14 protein-coding genes, 1 tRNA gene and 1 pseudogene are annotated in these 17,118 nt (G+C 71.8%); 11 read left to right on the top strand and 5 right to left on the bottom strand.

What is annotated here, in order from left to right:
* Positions 1-7 precede the first annotated feature (7 nt).
* From ABD343_RS00595 to ABD343_RS00560, 8 genes and pseudogenes are all read left to right on the top strand, one after another.
* Positions 8-364, top strand: a pseudogene (locus tag ABD343_RS00595) (transglycosylase family protein); the annotation flags it as partial.
* Between the two features lie 218 nt (positions 365-582).
* The gene (eno, locus tag ABD343_RS00590) at positions 583-1,863 is read left to right on the top strand and encodes a phosphopyruvate hydratase (protein WP_344522777.1); all 1,281 of its coding nucleotides are present in this window, start codon (positions 583-585) and stop codon (positions 1,861-1,863) included.
* 105 nt (positions 1,864-1,968) lie between these two features.
* Positions 1,969-2,451 (top strand): FtsB family cell division protein, encoded by a 483-nt coding sequence (locus ABD343_RS00585; RefSeq protein WP_344522775.1) that lies wholly within the window; start codon positions 1,969-1,971, stop codon positions 2,449-2,451.
* Between the two features lie 58 nt (positions 2,452-2,509).
* Complete coding sequence (locus tag ABD343_RS00580) at positions 2,510-3,052, top strand: DUF501 domain-containing protein (RefSeq protein WP_344522773.1); 543 nt, start codon at positions 2,510-2,512, stop codon at positions 3,050-3,052.
* Positions 3,049-3,999 carry a Ppx/GppA phosphatase family protein gene (locus tag ABD343_RS00575; RefSeq protein WP_344522771.1) on the top strand — a complete coding sequence of 317 codons (951 nt, stop codon included), beginning with the start codon at positions 3,049-3,051 and terminating at the stop codon, positions 3,997-3,999. The genes ABD343_RS00580 and ABD343_RS00575 overlap by 4 nt, the downstream gene beginning before the upstream one ends.
* Positions 4,000-4,140: 141 nt before the next feature.
* Positions 4,141-4,332, top strand: a complete 192-nt coding sequence (locus ABD343_RS00570; protein ID WP_344522769.1) for a hypothetical protein — start codon at positions 4,141-4,143, stop codon at positions 4,330-4,332.
* A 412-nt stretch (positions 4,333-4,744) separates the two neighbouring features.
* A complete protein-coding gene (locus ABD343_RS00565) occupies positions 4,745-6,190 on the top strand; it encodes an NAD(P)/FAD-dependent oxidoreductase (protein WP_344522767.1) in 1,446 nt (481 codons plus the stop codon).
* 206 nt (positions 6,191-6,396) lie between these two features.
* Entirely contained in the window at positions 6,397-7,710 is a 1,314-nt protein-coding gene (locus ABD343_RS00560) for a class I SAM-dependent methyltransferase (RefSeq protein WP_344522765.1), read from the top strand.
* Positions 7,711-7,775: 65 nt separating this feature from the next.
* Here the strand turns inward: ABD343_RS00560 and ABD343_RS00555 are convergent, their stop codons facing one another.
* Together ABD343_RS00555 and ABD343_RS00550 are read right to left on the bottom strand one after the other, a co-directional pair.
* On the bottom strand, positions 7,776-10,322 hold the full coding sequence (locus ABD343_RS00555; protein ID WP_344522763.1) for an ABC transporter permease: 2,547 nt from the start codon (positions 10,320-10,322) through the stop codon (positions 7,776-7,778).
* Between the two features lie 47 nt (positions 10,323-10,369).
* Entirely contained in the window at positions 10,370-11,188 is an 819-nt protein-coding gene (locus ABD343_RS00550; protein WP_344522761.1) for an ABC transporter ATP-binding protein, read from the bottom strand.
* A gap of 417 nt (positions 11,189-11,605) precedes the next feature.
* On the opposite strand from ABD343_RS00550, the gene ABD343_RS00545 reads away from it, so the two are divergent.
* A tRNA-Leu gene (locus ABD343_RS00545) sits at positions 11,606-11,690 on the top strand.
* Positions 11,691-11,831: 141 nt separating this feature from the next.
* On the opposite strand, the gene ABD343_RS00540 is transcribed toward ABD343_RS00545, so the two are convergent.
* Positions 11,832-12,290 (bottom strand): pyridoxamine 5'-phosphate oxidase family protein, encoded by a 459-nt coding sequence (locus ABD343_RS00540; RefSeq protein ID WP_344522759.1) that lies wholly within the window; start codon positions 12,288-12,290, stop codon positions 11,832-11,834.
* A gap of 105 nt (positions 12,291-12,395) precedes the next feature.
* Between ABD343_RS00540 and ABD343_RS00535 the strand changes: the two genes are divergently transcribed.
* Positions 12,396-14,141, top strand: coding sequence for a sensor histidine kinase (locus ABD343_RS00535; protein WP_344522757.1), 1,746 nt, complete (start codon positions 12,396-12,398; stop codon positions 14,139-14,141).
* Positions 14,142-14,377: 236 nt separating this feature from the next.
* Here ABD343_RS00535 and ABD343_RS00530 read toward each other — a convergent pair whose 3' ends face one another.
* A complete protein-coding gene (locus ABD343_RS00530) occupies positions 14,378-15,493 on the bottom strand; it encodes an asparaginase (protein ID WP_344522755.1) in 1,116 nt (371 codons plus the stop codon).
* A 127-nt stretch (positions 15,494-15,620) separates the two neighbouring features.
* Here ABD343_RS00530 and ABD343_RS00525 point away from each other — a divergent pair, with 127 nt between their 5' ends.
* The gene (locus tag ABD343_RS00525; protein ID WP_344522753.1) at positions 15,621-16,073 is read left to right on the top strand and encodes an Lrp/AsnC family transcriptional regulator; all 453 of its coding nucleotides are present in this window, start codon (positions 15,621-15,623) and stop codon (positions 16,071-16,073) included.
* Positions 16,074-16,409: 336 nt separating this feature from the next.
* Here the strand turns inward: ABD343_RS00525 and ABD343_RS00520 are convergent, their stop codons facing one another.
* Positions 16,410-17,114 carry a response regulator gene (locus ABD343_RS00520; RefSeq protein WP_344522751.1) on the bottom strand — a complete coding sequence of 235 codons (705 nt, stop codon included), beginning with the start codon at positions 17,112-17,114 and terminating at the stop codon, positions 16,410-16,412.
* Between the last annotated feature and the right edge of the window lie 4 nt (positions 17,115-17,118).

Genomic DNA, 17,118 nt, shown 5'->3' with positions numbered 1-17,118 from the left:
AAGATCCATGCTTCGCCAGCTCACCACCCGCAAGACCACGACCCGCATCGCGACCCTCACCGGTGCCGCTGCAATCGCCGTGGCCGCGCCGCTCATGGCGGCGGGCAGCGCGCAGGCGTCCACCCCGGCGCAGTCCGGCAGCTCCGCCAAGTGGGAGGCCATCGCCCAGTGCGAGTCCGGTGGCAACTGGTCCACCAACACGGGCAACGGCTACTACGGCGGCCTGCAGTTCTCCCAGTCGAGCTGGGCGGCGGCCGGCGGCACGAAGTTCGCGCCGCGCGCGGACCTCGCCACCAAGGCCGAGCAGATCAACGTGGCCGAGAACCTCGCCGCGATCCAGGGCATGAGCGCCTGGGCCTGCGCCTGAGCGCGCGCCTGAGCCTGCTCCGGCAGCACTGACACCGAGGGTGCCCCCTCTCCCGAGCGGAGAAGGGGCACCCTCTTTCTCTGTGCTCTTTCTTTGTGCCTCACTCGCGGGCGACCGGAATGCGACGGGGTGGGAGGGGGTGGAAGAGGGTGTCGGCTCTGTCCGGCGGTTAGGCTCGGGTGCGAGAAAGCCAGACACATACGAAGGAGATCCTCGTGCCGTCCATCGACGTCGTCGTAGCCCGCGAGATCCTCGACTCGCGAGGCAACCCCACGGTCGAGGTCGAGGTCGGCCTCGACGACGGCAGCACGGGCCGTGCTGCCGTGCCGTCCGGCGCCTCGACCGGCGCTTTCGAGGCCCTTGAACTCCGCGACGGCGACACCGCCCGGTACGGCGGCAAGGGCGTCGAGAAGGCCGTCCTCGCCGTCATCGAGCAGATCGGCCCCGAGCTGGTGGGGTACGACGCCACCGAGCAGCGCCTGATCGACCAGGCGATGTTCGACCTGGACGCCACCGCGGACAAGTCCTCGCTCGGCGCCAACGCCATCCTCGGCGTCTCGCTCGCCGTCGCGCACGCGGCCTCCGAGGCGTCCGACCTCCCCCTCTTCCGCTACCTCGGCGGCCCGAACGCGCACCAGCTCCCGGTGCCGATGATGAACATCCTGAACGGCGGCTCGCACGCCGACTCGAACGTGGACATCCAGGAGTTCATGATCGCCCCGATCGGCGCCGAGTCCTTCTCGGAGGCCGTGCGCTGGGGCGCGGAGGTCTACCACGCGCTCAAGGGCGTCCTCAAGGAGCGCGGCCTGGCCACCGGCCTCGGCGACGAGGGCGGCTTCGCCCCGAACCTGGGCTCCAACCGCGAGGCCCTCGACCTGATCATCGAGGCCATCCAGAAGGCCGGGTACACCGCGGGCCAGGACATCGCCCTCGCCCTGGACGTCGCCGCCTCGGAGTTCTACGAGGAGGGGGTCTACGCGTTCGAGGGTCAGAAGCGCTCGGCCGCCGAGATGACCGAGTACTACGAGCGGCTCGTCGAGGACTACCCGCTGGTCTCCATCGAGGACCCGCTGTTCGAGGACGACTGGGCGGGCTGGGTCACCATCACCCAGAAGATCGGCGACAAGGTGCAGCTCGTCGGCGACGACCTGTTCGTCACCAACCCCGAGCGCCTCGCCCGCGGCATCGAGGAGGGCGCGGCCAACGCGCTGCTCGTCAAGGTCAACCAGATCGGTTCGCTGACCGAGACCCTCGACGCGGTCGAGCTGGCCCAGCGCAACGGCTTCAAGTGCATGATGTCCCACCGCTCCGGCGAGACCGAGGACGTCACCATCGCCGACCTGGCCGTCGCCGTGAACTGCGGCCAGATCAAGTCCGGCGCCCCCGCCCGCTCGGAGCGCGTCGCGAAGTACAACCAGCTCCTGCGCATCGAGGAGATCCTCGACGACGCCGCGGTCTACGCGGGCCGTTCCGCGTTCCCCCGCTACAAGCGCTGACGCGGTGACGCCGCGCCGCCGGGGAGAAGGGGGCCCGCCCCCTTCTCCCCGGCGGCCTCCTCGTTGCACCCCCTCGCACCTATCGCCCCTCTCCGGGGGAGGAAAATGGCACGGGACCGCTTCTCGACGGCCACGCGGCTGCGCGCGCTGGGAGCAGGCGCCGCCGAGCGCGTCTACCGGGCGCAGAGCAAACGCGTCAGAGCCCCGCGCAAGGGGCGGCTGACCGGCAGGGCCGCCCTGCTCGCGCTCGTCCTCTGCTCGCTCGTCGTCGCGCTCGCGTACCCCACGCGGCAGTACGTCTCGCAGCGCTCGGACATCGCGGACCAGCGCCGCCAGGCCGACCGCGCCCGCGAGGAGGTCCGGGAGCTGCGGGAGCTGCGCGCCCGCTGGCAGGACCCGGCGTACGTCGAGCAACAGGCCCGCGAGCACCTGCACTTCGTACGGCCGGGAGAGACCGGCTTCATCATGCGGGACGGCACCGCCGACCCGCACCGCCCCGTGGACCGCCGCCCGGCCGACCGGGCCTGGTACGAGAACCTCTGGGACGGTGTGGACTCCGCGGACGCCGATCAGGCGAGCGCCCACTGACACCACCCCGCGACGGCCCCGCGATCCCGCGACCCCGCGACTCCTCACGAAAGAACGCATGGACACCCCACCGCCTCAGACCGAGCCGACGACGCCCACGGACGCGGACATCGCGGCCTTCAAGGAGCAGCTCGGCCGCCCGCCGCGCGGCCTGCGCGCCATCGCGCACCGCTGCCCCTGCGGACTGCCGGACGTCGTCGAGACCGCGCCCCGCCTGGAGGACGGCACGCCGTTCCCCACGACGTACTACCTGACGTGCCCCCGCGCCGCCTCCGCCATCGGCACGCTGGAGGCGAACGGCGTGATGAAGGAGATGACGGCCCGCCTGGCCGAGGACGCGGAACTGGCCGACGCCTACCGCGCCGCGCACGAGGACTACCTCGCGCGCCGCGACGCGATCGAGGAGCTGACCGGCTTCCCCAGCGCGGGCGGCATGCCCGACCGCGTGAAGTGCCTGCACGTCCTGGTGGCGCACTCCCTGGTCGCCGGGCCCGGCGTGAACCCGCTGGGCGACGAGGCCCTGGCGATGCTGCCGGAGTGGTGGAAGAAGGGCCCGTGCGTGACGTTGGACGAGACGGTGGACGAGGGGGAGGCCCCGTGACGACCCGAGTGGCGGCGATCGACTGCGGCACCAACTCCATCCGCCTCCTGGTGGCCGACCTGGACCCCTCGACGGGCGAACTCCACGACCTGGACCGGCGGATGGAGATCGTCCGCCTGGGCCAGGGCGTGGACCGTACGGGCAGGCTGGCGCCGGAGGCCCTTGAACGTACGTTCGCGGCGTGCCGCACCTACGCCTCGGCGCTGGAGGAGTTCGGCGTGGGCCCCGACCGCCTCCGTTTCGTGGCGACGTCGGCCTCCCGGGACGCCGAGAACCGCGAGGAGTTCGTCCGCGGCGTCAAGGACATCCTCGGCGTCGAGCCGGAGGTCATCACCGGCGACCAGGAGGCCGAGTTCTCCTACACGGGCGCCACCCGCGAACTCGACCGCGCCGCCCACCCGGCCCCGTACCTCGTGGTGGACATCGGCGGCGGCTCGACCGAGTTCGTCGTCGGCGACGGCGAGGTGGAGGCGGCGCTCAGCGTGGACGTGGGCTGCGTCCGCCTGACGGAGCGCCACCTGACGTCCGCCGACGGCACGATCACGGAGACGCCGTCGCGGGAACAGACCGCCGCGATCCGGGCGGACGTCGAGTCGGCGCTGGACGAGGTGGAGAAGACGGTCCCCCTCCGGTCCGCGCACACCCTGGTGGGCCTGGCCGGCACGGTCACGACCCTGGGCGCCCTGGCCCTGGACCTGGACACCTACGACCCGGGCCGCATCCACCACGCCCGCCTCACCTACGAAGAGGCCCGCGCCCAGACGACCCGCCTCCTCGCCGCCACCCACGACGAACGCGCCGCGCTCCCCGTCATGCACCCGGGCCGCGTCGACGTCATCAACGCGGGCGCCCTGGTCCTCCTCACGGTCATGGAACGCACGGGCACGGAGGAACTGGTGGTCAGCGAGCACGACATCCTCGACGGCATCGCCTGGAGTCTCGCCTGAGGCACTCGGCTGGTGGCCGGGGACGTTTCTCCTGGTCGGTCGGCTCGTTGTGCTGGAACGGGTCCGGAGCAGCGGGCTCCGGCACAGGCAGAGAGGACAGCGATGCGACGGATGACCTTCGCCCTGGCTACGGCTGTTGCGGTGAGCGGAGTGATGTTCTCGGGGGCCACGGTGCAGGCCGCCCCCGCCGACCAGACGCAGGCGCGGGCGGGCGGGCCCCCCTTCCCGTACTCGGACTGCATCAAGGAAGCGAAGAGGCAGGGCAAGAAGGACGCCGTGTCCCGGTGCGACAACCTGGTCGCCAAGGGCTGGGTCAAGAAGCCGGGGACCTGATCCGTCCCTCCTTGGCCCCCGCGACAAGGAGCGGGGGCCAAGGAGGTCATAAAGGTCTCAGTTGAGCGTCCTCCTACTCCGCTGATAGGGATGTGCGAGAGGCACGGCGCCCGCCGGAGCAGCCTGCGCGGGGAGTTTTGTGAAACTCTTCACATGAAAAAGGCGCCGGTGAGAGCCATACGGGGGCCGGAACGAGACGTTCCGAGGGCTTGAGCGATCCGCGAGTCGGATGTGTCGGCGGAAGGGCTCCGGGGCGCTCGATGACCCTCGGGAATCGGTGCAGCTCGCGAGGGGTGGGATCGGGCGCGGGGGAGCGGACCTGTGCGGGGCGGGGGAGTGTAGCAGAGGGTCCCCTCATGCTTGTGAAGACCCTCACGAAGTCACCCCGGCCCCTGGGTGGATACTCGATTTCATGAGCACCACGGAGCGTCCCCGAATCCTCGTAGTGGGTGGCGGGTACGTCGGTCTGTACGCGGCACGGCGCATCCTCAAGAAGATGCGCTACGGCGAGGCGACGGTCACCGTCGTCGACCCGCGCTCGTACATGACGTACCAGCCCTTCCTTCCCGAAACCGCCGCCGGCAGCATCTCTCCTCGCCACGTCGTGGTCCCTCTGCGACGCGTGCTCCCGAAGGCCGAGGTCCTCACCGGCCGCGTCACCTCCATCGACCAGGACCGCAAGGTCGCGTCGGTGGCGCCGCTCGTCGGTGACCCGTACGAGCTGCCGTTCGACTACCTCGTCATCGCGATGGGTGCCGTCTCGCGCACCTTCCCCGTGCCAGGGCTGGCCGAGAACGGGATCGGGATGAAGGGCGTCGAAGAGGCGATCGGTCTGCGCAACCACGTCCTCGAGCAGCTCGACAAGGCCGACTCCACGCAGGACGAGGAGGCCCGCCGCAAGGCGCTCACGTTCGTCTTCATCGGCGGCGGCTTCGCCGGTGCCGAGACGATCGGTGAGGTCGAGGACATGGCCCGTGACGCCGCCAAGTACTACCCGAACGTGAAGCGCGAGGACATGCGCTTCATCCTCGTGGACGCGGCGCCCGGCATCCTCCCCGAGGTCGGCCCGAAGCTCGGTGAGTGGGGCCTGGAGCACCTCAAGAAGCGCGGTGTCGAGGTCTACCTCCAGACCTCCATGGACTCCTGCGTGGACGGCCACGTGGTGCTGAAGAACGGCCTGGAGGTCGACTCCTCCACCATCGTGTGGACCGCGGGCGTCAAGCCCAACCCGGCGCTGGCCCGCTTCGGCCTGCCGCTGGGCCCCAAGGGCCACGTCGACGTCGACGCGACCATGCAGGTCAAGGGGACGGACTACATCTGGGCCGCGGGCGACAACGCCCAGGTCCCGGATCTGGCCTCCGACAAGGAGAACGCCTTCTGCCCGCCGAACGCGCAGCACGCGCTGCGGCAGGCCAAGGCCCTCGGTGACAACGTCATCTCCGGCATGCGCGGCTTCCCCCAGGGCAAGTACAAGCACGCCAACAAGGGCGCCGTCGCGGGCCTCGGCCTGCACAAGGGCGTCGCGATGATCGTCTTCGGCAAGACCAAGATCAAGCTGAAGGGCCGGCTGGCCTGGTACATGCACCGTGGCTACCACGGCATGGCCGTCCCGACCTTCAACCGCAAGATCCGGGTCCTCGCCGACTGGGCGCTCGGCATGTTCCTCAAGCGCGAGGTCGTCTCGCTCGGCGCCATGGAGCACCCGCGCGGCGAGTTCTACGAGGCGGCCGCCCCGGTGACCGCCGCTGCCGCCGCCAAGAAGGCGGAGGCCGGGGCCGCTCCGGTGCCCGCGCAGTCCGCCGAGGGCATCGTGGCGAAGGACGAGTCGAAGAACAAGGACACGGCGAAGGCGTCCTGACCCGGACGCGTCCTCGCCGGACGTTTCCGGCCTCTTCAGGGGGCGCTTCCGTCCGCTGACAGTACGCCGAGGGGCGTGAGCCATCCGTGGGGCTCGCGCCCCTTTCGCGTGTCCATGGATTTCTGTGCACAGTGGGCATACGACGGTTCCCGAACGCGTTACGTGTATGGGGAATCCACCCCTTCATTCCACGGAGGTGTGTTCGTATGTCGGCTGCCGCGCCGCAGCTCCTCGCGCTGGCGGAGAAGCTCCTGGGAGGTCCCGTCCCGGTACGGATCCGGGCCTGGGACCGCAGCGAGGCGGGTCCGCCGGGCGCACCCGTCCTCGTCATCCGGCACCGGCGGGCACTGCGGCGCATCCTGTGGCGCCCGGGCGAGCTGGGCCTGGCCCGCGCGTGGGTGGCGGGGGAGCTCGACGTCGAGGGCGATCTGTACGAGGCACTCGATCTGCTGGCCGAACTGATCTGGGAGCGGCCCGAGGCCGCCGAGGGGGAGAGGTCCGGGCGCGGGGCGCTCGCGCTCGCCCGGGACCCGGAGGTCCGCGCCGCGGCGCGTTCCCTGGCGCGGCTCGCGGGCCCCGGACTGCCGCCGCCCCCGCCCCGCGAGGAGAACCGCCGCCGCACCGGACTGCGGCACACCCTCCGCCGCGACCGCGCGGCCATCAGCCACCACTACGACGTGGGGAACGAGTTCTACGAGCTGGTGCTGGGCCCGTCCATGGTCTACTCCTGCGCGTACTGGCAGGACGGCGGTTCGCTGGAGGACGCCCAGCGCGACAAGATCGACCTCATCTGCCGCAAGCTCGCGCTGCGCGAGGGCCAGCGGCTGCTGGACGTCGGCGGCGGCTGGGGCTCGCTGGTGCTGCACGCGGCGCGCGAGTACGGGGTGAGCGCCGTCGCCGTCACGCTCTCGCGCGAGCAGGCCGCGTACGCCCGTAAGCGGGTCGCGGAGGAGGGCCTCACGGACCGCGTGGAGATCCGGGTGCAGGACTACCGCGAGGTGGCCGACGGTCCGTACGACGCGATCTCCTCGGTCGGCATGGCCGAGCACGTCGGCAAGGCGCGGTACGCCGAGTACGCCGCGGACCTCCACAGACTCCTCAGGCCCGGCGGGCGGCTCCTCAACCACCAGATCGCGCGCCGCCCGCTCGCGGACGAGGAGGCGTACGAGGTCGACGAGTTCATCGACGCGTACGTCTTCCCCGACGGCGAACTCGCGCCCGTGGGCCGCACGGTGGGCGCCCTGGAGGAGGCCGGGTTCGAGGTGCGGGACGTGGAGTCGCTGCGCGAGCACTACGCGCTGACGCTGCGGGCCTGGGTCGCGAACCTGGAGTCCGACTTCGGGCGGGCCGTCCGGCTCTCCTCGCCGGGGCGGGCGCGGATCTGGCGGCTCTACATGGCCGCCTCCGCGCTCGCCTTCGAACGCAACCGGATCGGCGTCAACCAGGTGCTGGCCGTGAAGACCCCGGAGTCGGGGGCGTCCGGACTGCCCCTGCGCGCCCGGGAGTGGAACGACGCCTGAACGAGCGGAGGCCCGCCCCTTCCCGGGGCGGGCCTCCGTCGTGTGCGGTCCGTGCCGCTGCTCGCTCACTCGCTCTTGATCGCCGACAGCATGTTCAGCCGGGCGGCGCGGCGGGCGGGCCAGAGGGCGGCCAGGACGCCGACCACGGCGGCCAGTCCGAGGAAGATGCCCATCCGGTCCCAGGGCAGTACCAGCTCGTAGGTGTCCATCCCGGCGCCGGCGATCAGGTCGCCCGCGGCCCAGCCGAAGAAGACGCCGAGGCCGATGCCGAGGACACCGCCGAAGAGGGAGATGACCAGGGACTCCAGGCGGACCATCCGCTTGATGCCGCGGCGGTCGAGGCCGATGGCCCGCAGCATCCCGATCTCCTGGCTGCGCTCGAAGACGGACATCGCCAGGGTGTTGATGACGCCGAGGACGGCGACGATGACGGCCATGGCCAGCAGGCCGTAGAGCACGTTCAGCAGGATGTTTATCATCTGCGAGATGCCCTCGGAGATGTCCTTCTTGTCCTGGACCTGGACCGCCGGGTTGTCACCGAGGGCCTTCTCCAGGGCGTCCTTGGTCTCGGTCGAGGCCCCGCCCTTGGTCTTCGCCATGACCTGCATGTCGACGATCTTGTCCATGTGCGGGGTCACCACGGCGTTGTCGACCATGATGCCCTTGATCATCTCGTTGCCCTTGTAGAGGCCCGAGACCGTGAGGCTCTCCTTCTTGCCGTCCTGGAACGTCGCGGAGAACTGCGAGCCGATCTTCCAGCCCTTCTCCTTGGCCGTGTCCATGTCGACCACGGCCTTCCCGCCGCCGGAGAGCCCGGCGAAGGAGCCCTCGCGGAAGTCGAGGGAGGTGAGCTGGCCGATCGTACGGCCGTTGACGCCCGTCAGGTTCTCCTCGCCGGAGCCGATGGCCGCCGGGGCGTTGCGCAGCGCGGAGCTGGCGGTGACCTCGGGCTGGGCGGTGACCTTCTTCTCCACGTCCGGCGAGAGGGGGGTGAAGTTGGCCATCGAGACCGTGTAGTCGGCCTTGAGGGAGTCGCTCGCCATCTTGTCGATGCCCTTCTGGACACCGCCCGCGATGACGGTCAGGCCGGTGATCAGGGTGAGCCCGATCATCAGCGCGGAGGCGGTCGCCGCCGTACGCCGCGGGTTGCGCACCGCGTTCTGCCGGGCCAGCTTGCCGCTGACGTGGAAGAGCCGGAGCACCGGGCCCGCGGCGGCGATCAGCGGACGGGACAGCAGCGGCGTCAGCACGAAGACGCCGATCAGCAGCAGGGCGGCGCCGAAGCCCATGGGGGCCTTGCCGTCGTCCATCGACGTCGAGTAGAGCACCAGGGCGGTGCCGAGGCCCGCGAAGACGGCGCCGATGCTGTTCCGCACGACCAGCGAGCGGGTCGAGGCCGGGGCGTGGACGCTGCTCATGGCGGCCACCGGCGGGATCTTGGCGGCGCGGCGGGCGGGCAGCCAGGCCGCGAGGACCGTGACGACGACGCCGACGATCAGGGAGATCACGACCGTGGCGGGCTCGATGACGAGCGGGCCCTCCGGCATCGACTCGCCCATGCTGCCGATCAGCGCGCGGAGTCCGGCGCCGATGCCGATGCCCGCGCCCATCCCGGCGAGGCCCGCGACGGCGCCCACGACGAGCGCCTCGATCAGCACCGAGCGGGTCACCTGGCGGCGGCTCGCGCCGACGGCGCGGAGCAGCGCCAGCTCCTTGGTGCGCTGGGCGACCAGCATGGTGAAGGTGTTGGCGATGATGAAGATGCCGACGAACAGCGCGATCCCGGCGAAGGCCAGCATCGAGGTCTGCATGCCGGACATGCCGCTCTCGATCGCCTTGGCCTCGTCGTCGGCGAGCTTCTTGCCGGTGACGGCCTCGGTGCCGTGCGGCAGGACCTTCGCGGCCTGCTTCTGGAGCGCGGCCTGCGAGACGCCGCTCTTCGCCTGCACGTTGATCTTCGTGTACTCGCCGGGCTTGGCGAAGAGCCGCTGCGCCGTGGCGTTGTCGAAGAGGACGAGGGTGCCGCCCGCGGCGACGTTGCCGTCGTCGGTGGAGAAGATGCCGCTGATCTTCTCGTCGCGCACGGGGCCGTTGACGGAGAGCCGCGCGGTGTCGCCGACCTTGTAACCGGTGCGGTCGGCGGTCTTCTGGTCGATGGCGATCTCGCCGCGCGCCGAGGGGGCCTGGCCCTTCTTCATCGCGTACCGCGGGTCGTCGCCGGAGCCGTCCCGGCCCGTGTAGTAGTTCCCGCCGTTCGTCGCGAAGCCGTCGCCGACGAGCTTGCCCTTCTTGTCGGAGAGCGCGGCGAAGCCGGAGACGTCACCGGTCGCGGACTTGGCGCCGGGCAGCGCGGCGGCCTTGTCGAGGGTGTGCTGGGTCAGCGGCGTGTCCGAGTCGGGGCGGCCCTGGTCGCTGTCGCTGTCGCCGTCCTGCTGGATGGAGACGTCGACGCTGCTGTAGCCCTTCTGGGAGCTGCTCTTGAACGCGTCGGAGATGGTCGAGGTGAAGACCAGGGTGCCGGAGACGAAGGCGACGCCGAGGAGCACGGCGAGCATCGTCATCAACAGCCGGGCCTTGTGCGCGAAGACATTGCGCAAGGCGGTACGGAGCATGGGGAAGTCCTGGAGGTCCTGTCGTCAGTGCGGTCTCGGGCGGTGCCTCAGCTCGTACGAGCCTTCGCGTCGAAGGACTTCATGCGCTCCAGGACGGAGTCCGCCGTCGGGTTCGCGAGGTCGTCGACGATGCGGCCGTCGGCCAGGAAGACGACCCTGTCCGCGTACGAGGCGGCGACCGGGTCGTGGGTGACCATCACGACGGTCTGACCCAGCTCGCGCACCGAGTTCCGCAGGAAGCCGAGGACTTCGGCGCCCGCGCGGGAGTCGAGGTTGCCCGTGGGCTCGTCGCCGAAGATGATCTCGGGCTGCGCGGCGAGGGCGCGGGCGACGGCGACGCGCTGCTGCTGGCCGCCGGAGAGCTGGTTGGGCCGGTGCTTGAGCCGGTCGGAGAGGCCGACGGTCTGGATGACGCGGTCGAGCCACTGCTTGTCGGGCTTGCGGCCGGCGATGTCCATCGGCAGCGTGATGTTCTCGATCGCGTTGAGCGTCGGGAGCAGGTTGAACGCCTGGAAGATGAAGCCGATGCGGTCCCGGCGGAGCTGCGTGAGCTTCTTGTCCTTGAGGCCGGTCAGCTCGGTGTCGCCGATCATGGCGCTGCCGCTGGAGACCGTGTCGAGCCCCGCCATGCAGTGCATGAGGGTGGACTTGCCGGAGCCCGAGGGGCCCATGATCGCGGTGAATTCGGCCTTACGGAACTCGACCGAGATCCGGTCGAGGGCGACCACCTGGGTCTCTCCCTGTCCGTAGACCTTCGAGAGGTCCGTGGCCCGCGCCGCCGCGGGACCACCGGCTCCGTACGGCGCTGCGGGGAAGCCCTGCTGCGGGCTCCCGGCGGGGTGCTGGGGGCGGGTGCTGGTCGTCACGGCGCGGTGCTCCTGTCGGGACGGGTACTGGGGACGGGCGGAACTTTCCGTATGGCTCCATCGTTCCGTCCGATCCGCCGTCGCGGATCAGCCCGCGCTCCGGTTTCCGGGGGAGCCTTGGGAGGTACTCCCCGCGACTCCGGTCATCCTCTGGGATGAGGGCGACCCTGAGGGGCTCGTCCCCCAGAACGCGTGACCGAGCGGCGACTTTCCGTCATTTCTCGCGAGCCGGGCACGGACAGCGCATCGCTCCGAAGTGGAACACGGTGTACTGATGCGCCGTCAGTTGCCAATAAAATAAGACAACATCGGTCTGTCGATCCGCTGTTCGGGGGATGACCCTGGATAGGCTCTCCCCGTGCCCTGGGGAGGGCCGCGTGCGCTCCGGAGCGTGCGAACAGCGGTCCAGGAGCCGGTGCCCGGGTGGTGGAATGCAGACACGACGAGCTTAAACCTCGTTGGCCTTCGGGCCGTGCCGGTTCGAGTCCGGCTCCGGGCACCAACCGGCCCAGGGTGCGCGCCCGTGCCGCAGGGCCGGGCCGCGCCCTGTTCGCTCCCCCGTGTCCTCTCCGCCGCCCCGCCTCCGGCCCGCTCACGTCATACCGTTGAGCCCCTGCCGCGCCCGACTCCCGCCCGTACGGGGTCAGTCGGTCCAGCGGCCGTCGCGCATCACGTGTCTGCCGGGCATCTCGTGCTCCCCGCGCCACGCCTGCACCGTGCGCGGCAGGATCCGCAGATAGCCGTACGAGGCGTGGTCCCGGCGGGGCTCCCAGCCGTACCGCTCCGCGAACGCCTCGGCCGCCGCCGCGGGTACGTCCTGCGCCGTGAAGACCTCGACGCCGCCGTCGATGAGGACCACGTCCCGCGTGGACGGGAACGCCAGCCGCGCCCGGCGCGAGGCCCGCAGATTACGGGCGGTGGGATTGGTGAGCCGGGTCGCGAGCCAGACGGCCTCGCCGTCCCAGAGGAACCACAGCGGCACGAGATACGGCACCCCGTCGCCGTCGGCCGACGCGACCCAGATGTCCTCCTCCCGCTCCAGCCGGTCGAGGACGTTCCGCTTCCGCTCTCCGGCGCCGCGCGCCGGTTCCGTGATCGTCATGCCCGGCGACGCTACCGAGCGCGGGACGGCGGCGGATCCGCCTCCCGCCCTAGGGCCGGAGGCGGACGGCGGCGGTGACGGAGGTGTGGATACCGTGGAGCGGAAATGTGGACGAGTACGGGAGGAGCGCGGGTGGACGGGGACGGCGAGCGGGGCTCCCGGATGCCCCGGCTCCGGCTCGACCGGCTGCTGGACGAGCTCCAGTCGCGGATCGACGACGCGCGGGGCGCCCGCGACCGGCTGCACAGCCTGCTGGAGGCCGTGCTGTCCGTGGGGCGGGAGCTGGACGTCACCCATGTCCTCCAGCGCATCGTGGAGGCGGCGGCGACGCTGGTCGACGCGCGGTACGCGGCGCTCGGCGTGATCGGCCCCGACGGGCGCACCCTCGACCAGATGCTGACGGTCGGGCTGACGCCCGAGGAGATCGAGGCCATCGGCCCCTACCCCCGGGGCGAGGGCATCCTCGGCGAACTGATCCGGCACCCCGAGCCGTTGCGCCTCAGCGATCTGACCCGGCACCCGGCGTCCTCCGGTTTCCCGCCGGACCACCCGCCGATGCGCACCTTCGTCGGCGTCCCGCTGCGCGTGCGCGACGAGGTGTTCGGCAACCTCTATCTGACCGACAAGCGCGGCGGGGAGGACTTCGACGACGAGGACGAGGCCGTCCTCCAGACGCTCGCCGTCGCGGCGGGCGTGGCGATCGACAACGCGCGGCTGTACGAGGAGGCCCGGCAGCAGCAGGCGTGGCTGCGGGCGAGCGCGGAGATCACCCGGAGCCTGCTGTCCGGCAGCCCCCGCGCCGAGGTGCTGGAGCTGGTCGCGCAGCGGGCGCGGGACATCACCGGCGCGGAACTCGCGGACGTCTCGGTGCCGTTGGAGGACGCCGACCGGCTCCGCGTCGAGCTGGCGCTGGGCGCGCGGGCGCCGGAGCGGCTGGGCCTGACCGTACCGACGGCGGGCACGCTCTCCGGCGCCGCCGTCGCGGCCGGATCGCCGGTCACGAGCGCCGACATCGACGGCGATCCGCGGCTGACGGCGGGCCCGCGCCGCTTCCAGGACCTGGGCCCGGCGGTCGCGGTGCCGCTCGCGGCGGCGACGGGCGAGGTGCAGGGCGTGCTGCTGCTGGCGCGGCACGCGGGCGAACGGCTGTTCAGCGCGGACGAGATCGGCCCGCTGCTGGGCTTCGCCGACCAGGCGGCGCTGGCGCTGCAACTGGCCGACCACCGCCGTGACGCGGAGCAGCTCGCGCTGCTGGAGGACCGCGACCGTATCGCGCGGGACCTGCACGACCTGGCGATCCAGCGGCTGTTCGCGGCCGGGATGACGCTGCGCAGCACCACGCGGCTGCCGGAGGTCGAGGGGACGGGCGCGGGGGAGCGCGTCACTCAGGTCATGGGCGACCTCGACGAGACCATCAAGATCATCCGCTCGGCGATCTTCGGGCTGCGCTCGCGCGAGGAGGAGGCAGGTGGCGGCCTGCGCGCCCGCGCCGCCCGCGCCGTCGAGGACGCCCGCCGCCCGCTCGGCTTCCCGGCCCAGCTCTCCCTGGAGGGCCTGCTCGACACGGACGTACCGCCGCACGTGGCCGACCACGTGGTCGCGGTCCTGTCCGAGGCACTGAGCAACGCGGCCCGGCACGCCGGGGCCGGCAGCGTACGGGTCTCCCTGCGGGCGGGCGACGGCCGCGTTTCGCTCACCGTCACCGACGACGGGGTCGGCGTGCCCGACGGCGGGCGCCGCAGCGGTCTCCGCAACGCGGCCGACCGTGCCGAGGACGTCGGCGGCACGCTCCGCCTGACGGTGCCCCCGACGGGCGGTACGTGCCTGACGTGGACGGCACCTTTGCGCTAGGGCGTTTTGGGGCGGGAGAGAGGCTGCCCCGGGCTGTGCATTGCCGGGTGCGGCTGTCGTCGTGGCTGGGCGCGCAGTTCTCCGCGCCCCTAGAGGTACGGGGCGCTCGGGGGAGCGCCCTCAAGGGGCACGGGGGAATGCGCGAGCAACCAGCCACGACCCGCGGTCTGCGATGGACAGGAAGGGGCAGCCCCTGCCCAGTGGTCACGGCAGAGGGCGACCACGGTCCGGCGGAGTCAGGAGACGGGGGCCGTGCGGGGCTCGTGGGTGCGCGGAGCGGGGCACGTACGGGCCGCATGGGGGACGGTCCGTTCGTGCCCCGCCCCGTGGTCGAGGGCGGTCTCCCGGCCGAGGTCGTGCTGTCCGTGCTCCAGCTCCAGGCCGAGCGCGTGCCGCAGGGCCCGTACGCGCCCCGCCGCGTCGTCGGCGGCGAGCAGCGCGCCCAGGACGGCGATACGGGCCTGGCCCGCGCGCAGCGTCCCGGTCGGCACGGCACCGGCGGCGACGAGATCGACGGCGCCGCCGAGCGTGTAGAGCTGGGCGACGGGCCCGGACCCCACCCGGGTCGTCAGCGCGACGAGCACGCCGCGCGCGACGGCGGCGGCGACGGCCTCGGCGATCTCGGGCGTCGCGTTGCCCGCGCCGGTGCCGACGAGGACGAGGCCCCGCGCGCCGGCGTCCACGGCCGCGTTCAGCAGCGTCGCGTCGCCGTCGGCGTGGTGGGCGATCACGTCGACGCGGGGCGGCGTCACGTCGTCGGCGGGCATCGGAAGGGGCTCGGGGCGCCGGGGGTGGCGCAGCATGGTGACCTTGCCGAAGCCGATCTTGCCGAGCCGGACGCCGGAGGGGTCGCCGAAGGCGTCGGGGGCGAGGGTGTGCGTCTTCACCGTGCCGCGCGCGGCGTGCACGGTGCCGTCGAAGGCGACCAGGACGCCGAGGCCGCGCGCCGTCGAGGCGACCAGCAGGGCGTCGCGGAGATTGCTGGGGCCGTCGCCGTCCGGCGCGTCGAACGCGCGCTGGGCGCCGGTGAACACCACCGGGCGCGGGTCGTCGTGGTGCAGGTCGAGCAGGAACGCCGACTCCTCCAGGGTGTCGGTGCCGTGGGTGACGACGACGCCGTCCACGCCGGGGTCGGCGAGGACGTCCTGGACGGTGCGCAGCAGGGTGAGCTGGTGGGCCGTGGTCAGGCGCGAGCTGTTCAGACTGAAGAGGTCGCGGACCTCCACGGTGACGCCGTCGGGCACCACGGTGGACTCCATGACCTCGCGGCCCTGGGCCTCGGCGGCGAACCCGGCGCCCTGCCATCGGCTGGCTATCGTGCCGCCGGTGCTGATGACGATGACTCGTCCCACTGCGCGTACTCCTTCGTCCCGATCCGGGGGTGAGGGATCGACCGGCCGCAAGGATAGGCGGAAACGTCCGCAATTCGATCGCTAGTTCAGGAAGCGCTACCGCCTGGTAAGGGTGGATGATTGCGCCATGGACGCGATCGACCGGGATATCTTGCGCGAGCTACAGCGTGACGGACGGCTGAGTAACCAGGAGCTGGCCCAGCGGGTCGGGCTGACGCCCTCGCCGTGCATGCGGCGCGTGCGGCAGCTCGAAGCGGACGGGGTGATCCAGGGGTACCGCGCGGTGATCGACCCCGAGGCGGTGGGCCGGAGCTTCGAGGTGCTGGTCTCCGTGGAGGTCAAGCGGGACCGCGAGGTCGTGGAGGAGTTCGAGGCCGCGCTCCAGGACATCCCCGACGTGATCGAGGCCCACCGGCTCTTCGGCAGCCCCGGCTGTCTGCTGCGCATCGCGGTCGAGGACCTGCGGGCATACGAGCGGCTCTGGATCGAGAAGCTGACTGCCCTGTCGGGTGTGACAGAGGTCAACTCCCAGATCATCATGAAGCGCATCAAGGAACCCACCGGCCTCCCCGTCGACTAACCCCGCCCCCGGAACTCGGGGCAGCCCACCTCTCCCTGCGGCGCTCGGAAGCCCTGCGCCCCTGCTTCTCCCCCCCGCTGTGCTTGGGAGGTCTGCCACTGGGGGTACCCCCTGCTCGAAGAGCTTGGGGGAGCAGGGCTGGCAAGCGCAGCCCCCATGCCGGGTGCCCGGTGCCAGAGGGCTGGGTTCGGGCTGCCCCGCTGCGTGCATCGCAGGCTGCCGCCGCGTCGTGGCTTGTCGCGCAGTTCCCCGCGCCCCTGAGGGGCACGCCCCGTGGTGTGGTGACCGGTCGCGCCCGCGCGGCGGAGCCGCAGTTCAGATACAGGCCCGCGCCCCTTATGGGGCGAGCCCTGGAGTTGTGGACTGGGTGGCTATTACTGCCGCTTGGACCCGGCGTTCTACGCCGAGCTTGGCGAGGAGGCGGGAGATGTTGTTCTTGACGGTCTTCTCCGCGAGGTAGAGGCGGGCGCCTATTTCGCGGTTGGTGAGCCCCTCACCGATCAGCGTGAGGATGTCCCGCTCGCGCTCGGTCAGCGAGGAGAGCCCGCCCGGCTCCTTGGCCTGCTGGACCCCGGGCGCCCCGTCGGCCTGCCGCAGGCGGGCCATGATGCGGGCCGTCGCGCCGGGGTCCAGCATCGACTTGCCCTCGGCCACCGTCCGTACGGCCGTGACGAGGTCCGTGCCGCTGATCTGCTTGAGCACGTACCCGGAGGCGCCAGCCATGATCGCGTCGAGCAGGGCCTCCTCGTCGTCGAACGAGGTGAGCATCAGGCAGGCCAGCTCCGGCATGCGCGAGCGCAGCTCACGGCAGACGGCGACCCCGTTGCCGTCCGGGAGGCGGACGTCGAGGACCGCGACCCGCGGGCGGAGTGCCGGGAGCCGGGCCAGGGCCTGCTCCGCGCTGCCCGCCTCGCCGACGACCTCCAGCCCGGGTTCGGCCTCCAGCAGGTCCCGCACTCCGCGCCGGACGACCTCGTGGTCGTCGACGAGGAAGATCCGCACCGGCTCTGTCGCTCCCGCTCCCGCTCCCGCTCCGCTCATGCTG

The sequence above is a fragment of the Streptomyces albiaxialis genome (genome assembly GCF_039530985.1).
GTDB classification, from domain to species: Bacteria; Actinomycetota; Actinomycetes; order Streptomycetales; family Streptomycetaceae; genus Streptomyces; species Streptomyces albiaxialis.
This window is presented reverse-complemented; position numbering and strand designations above follow the sequence as displayed.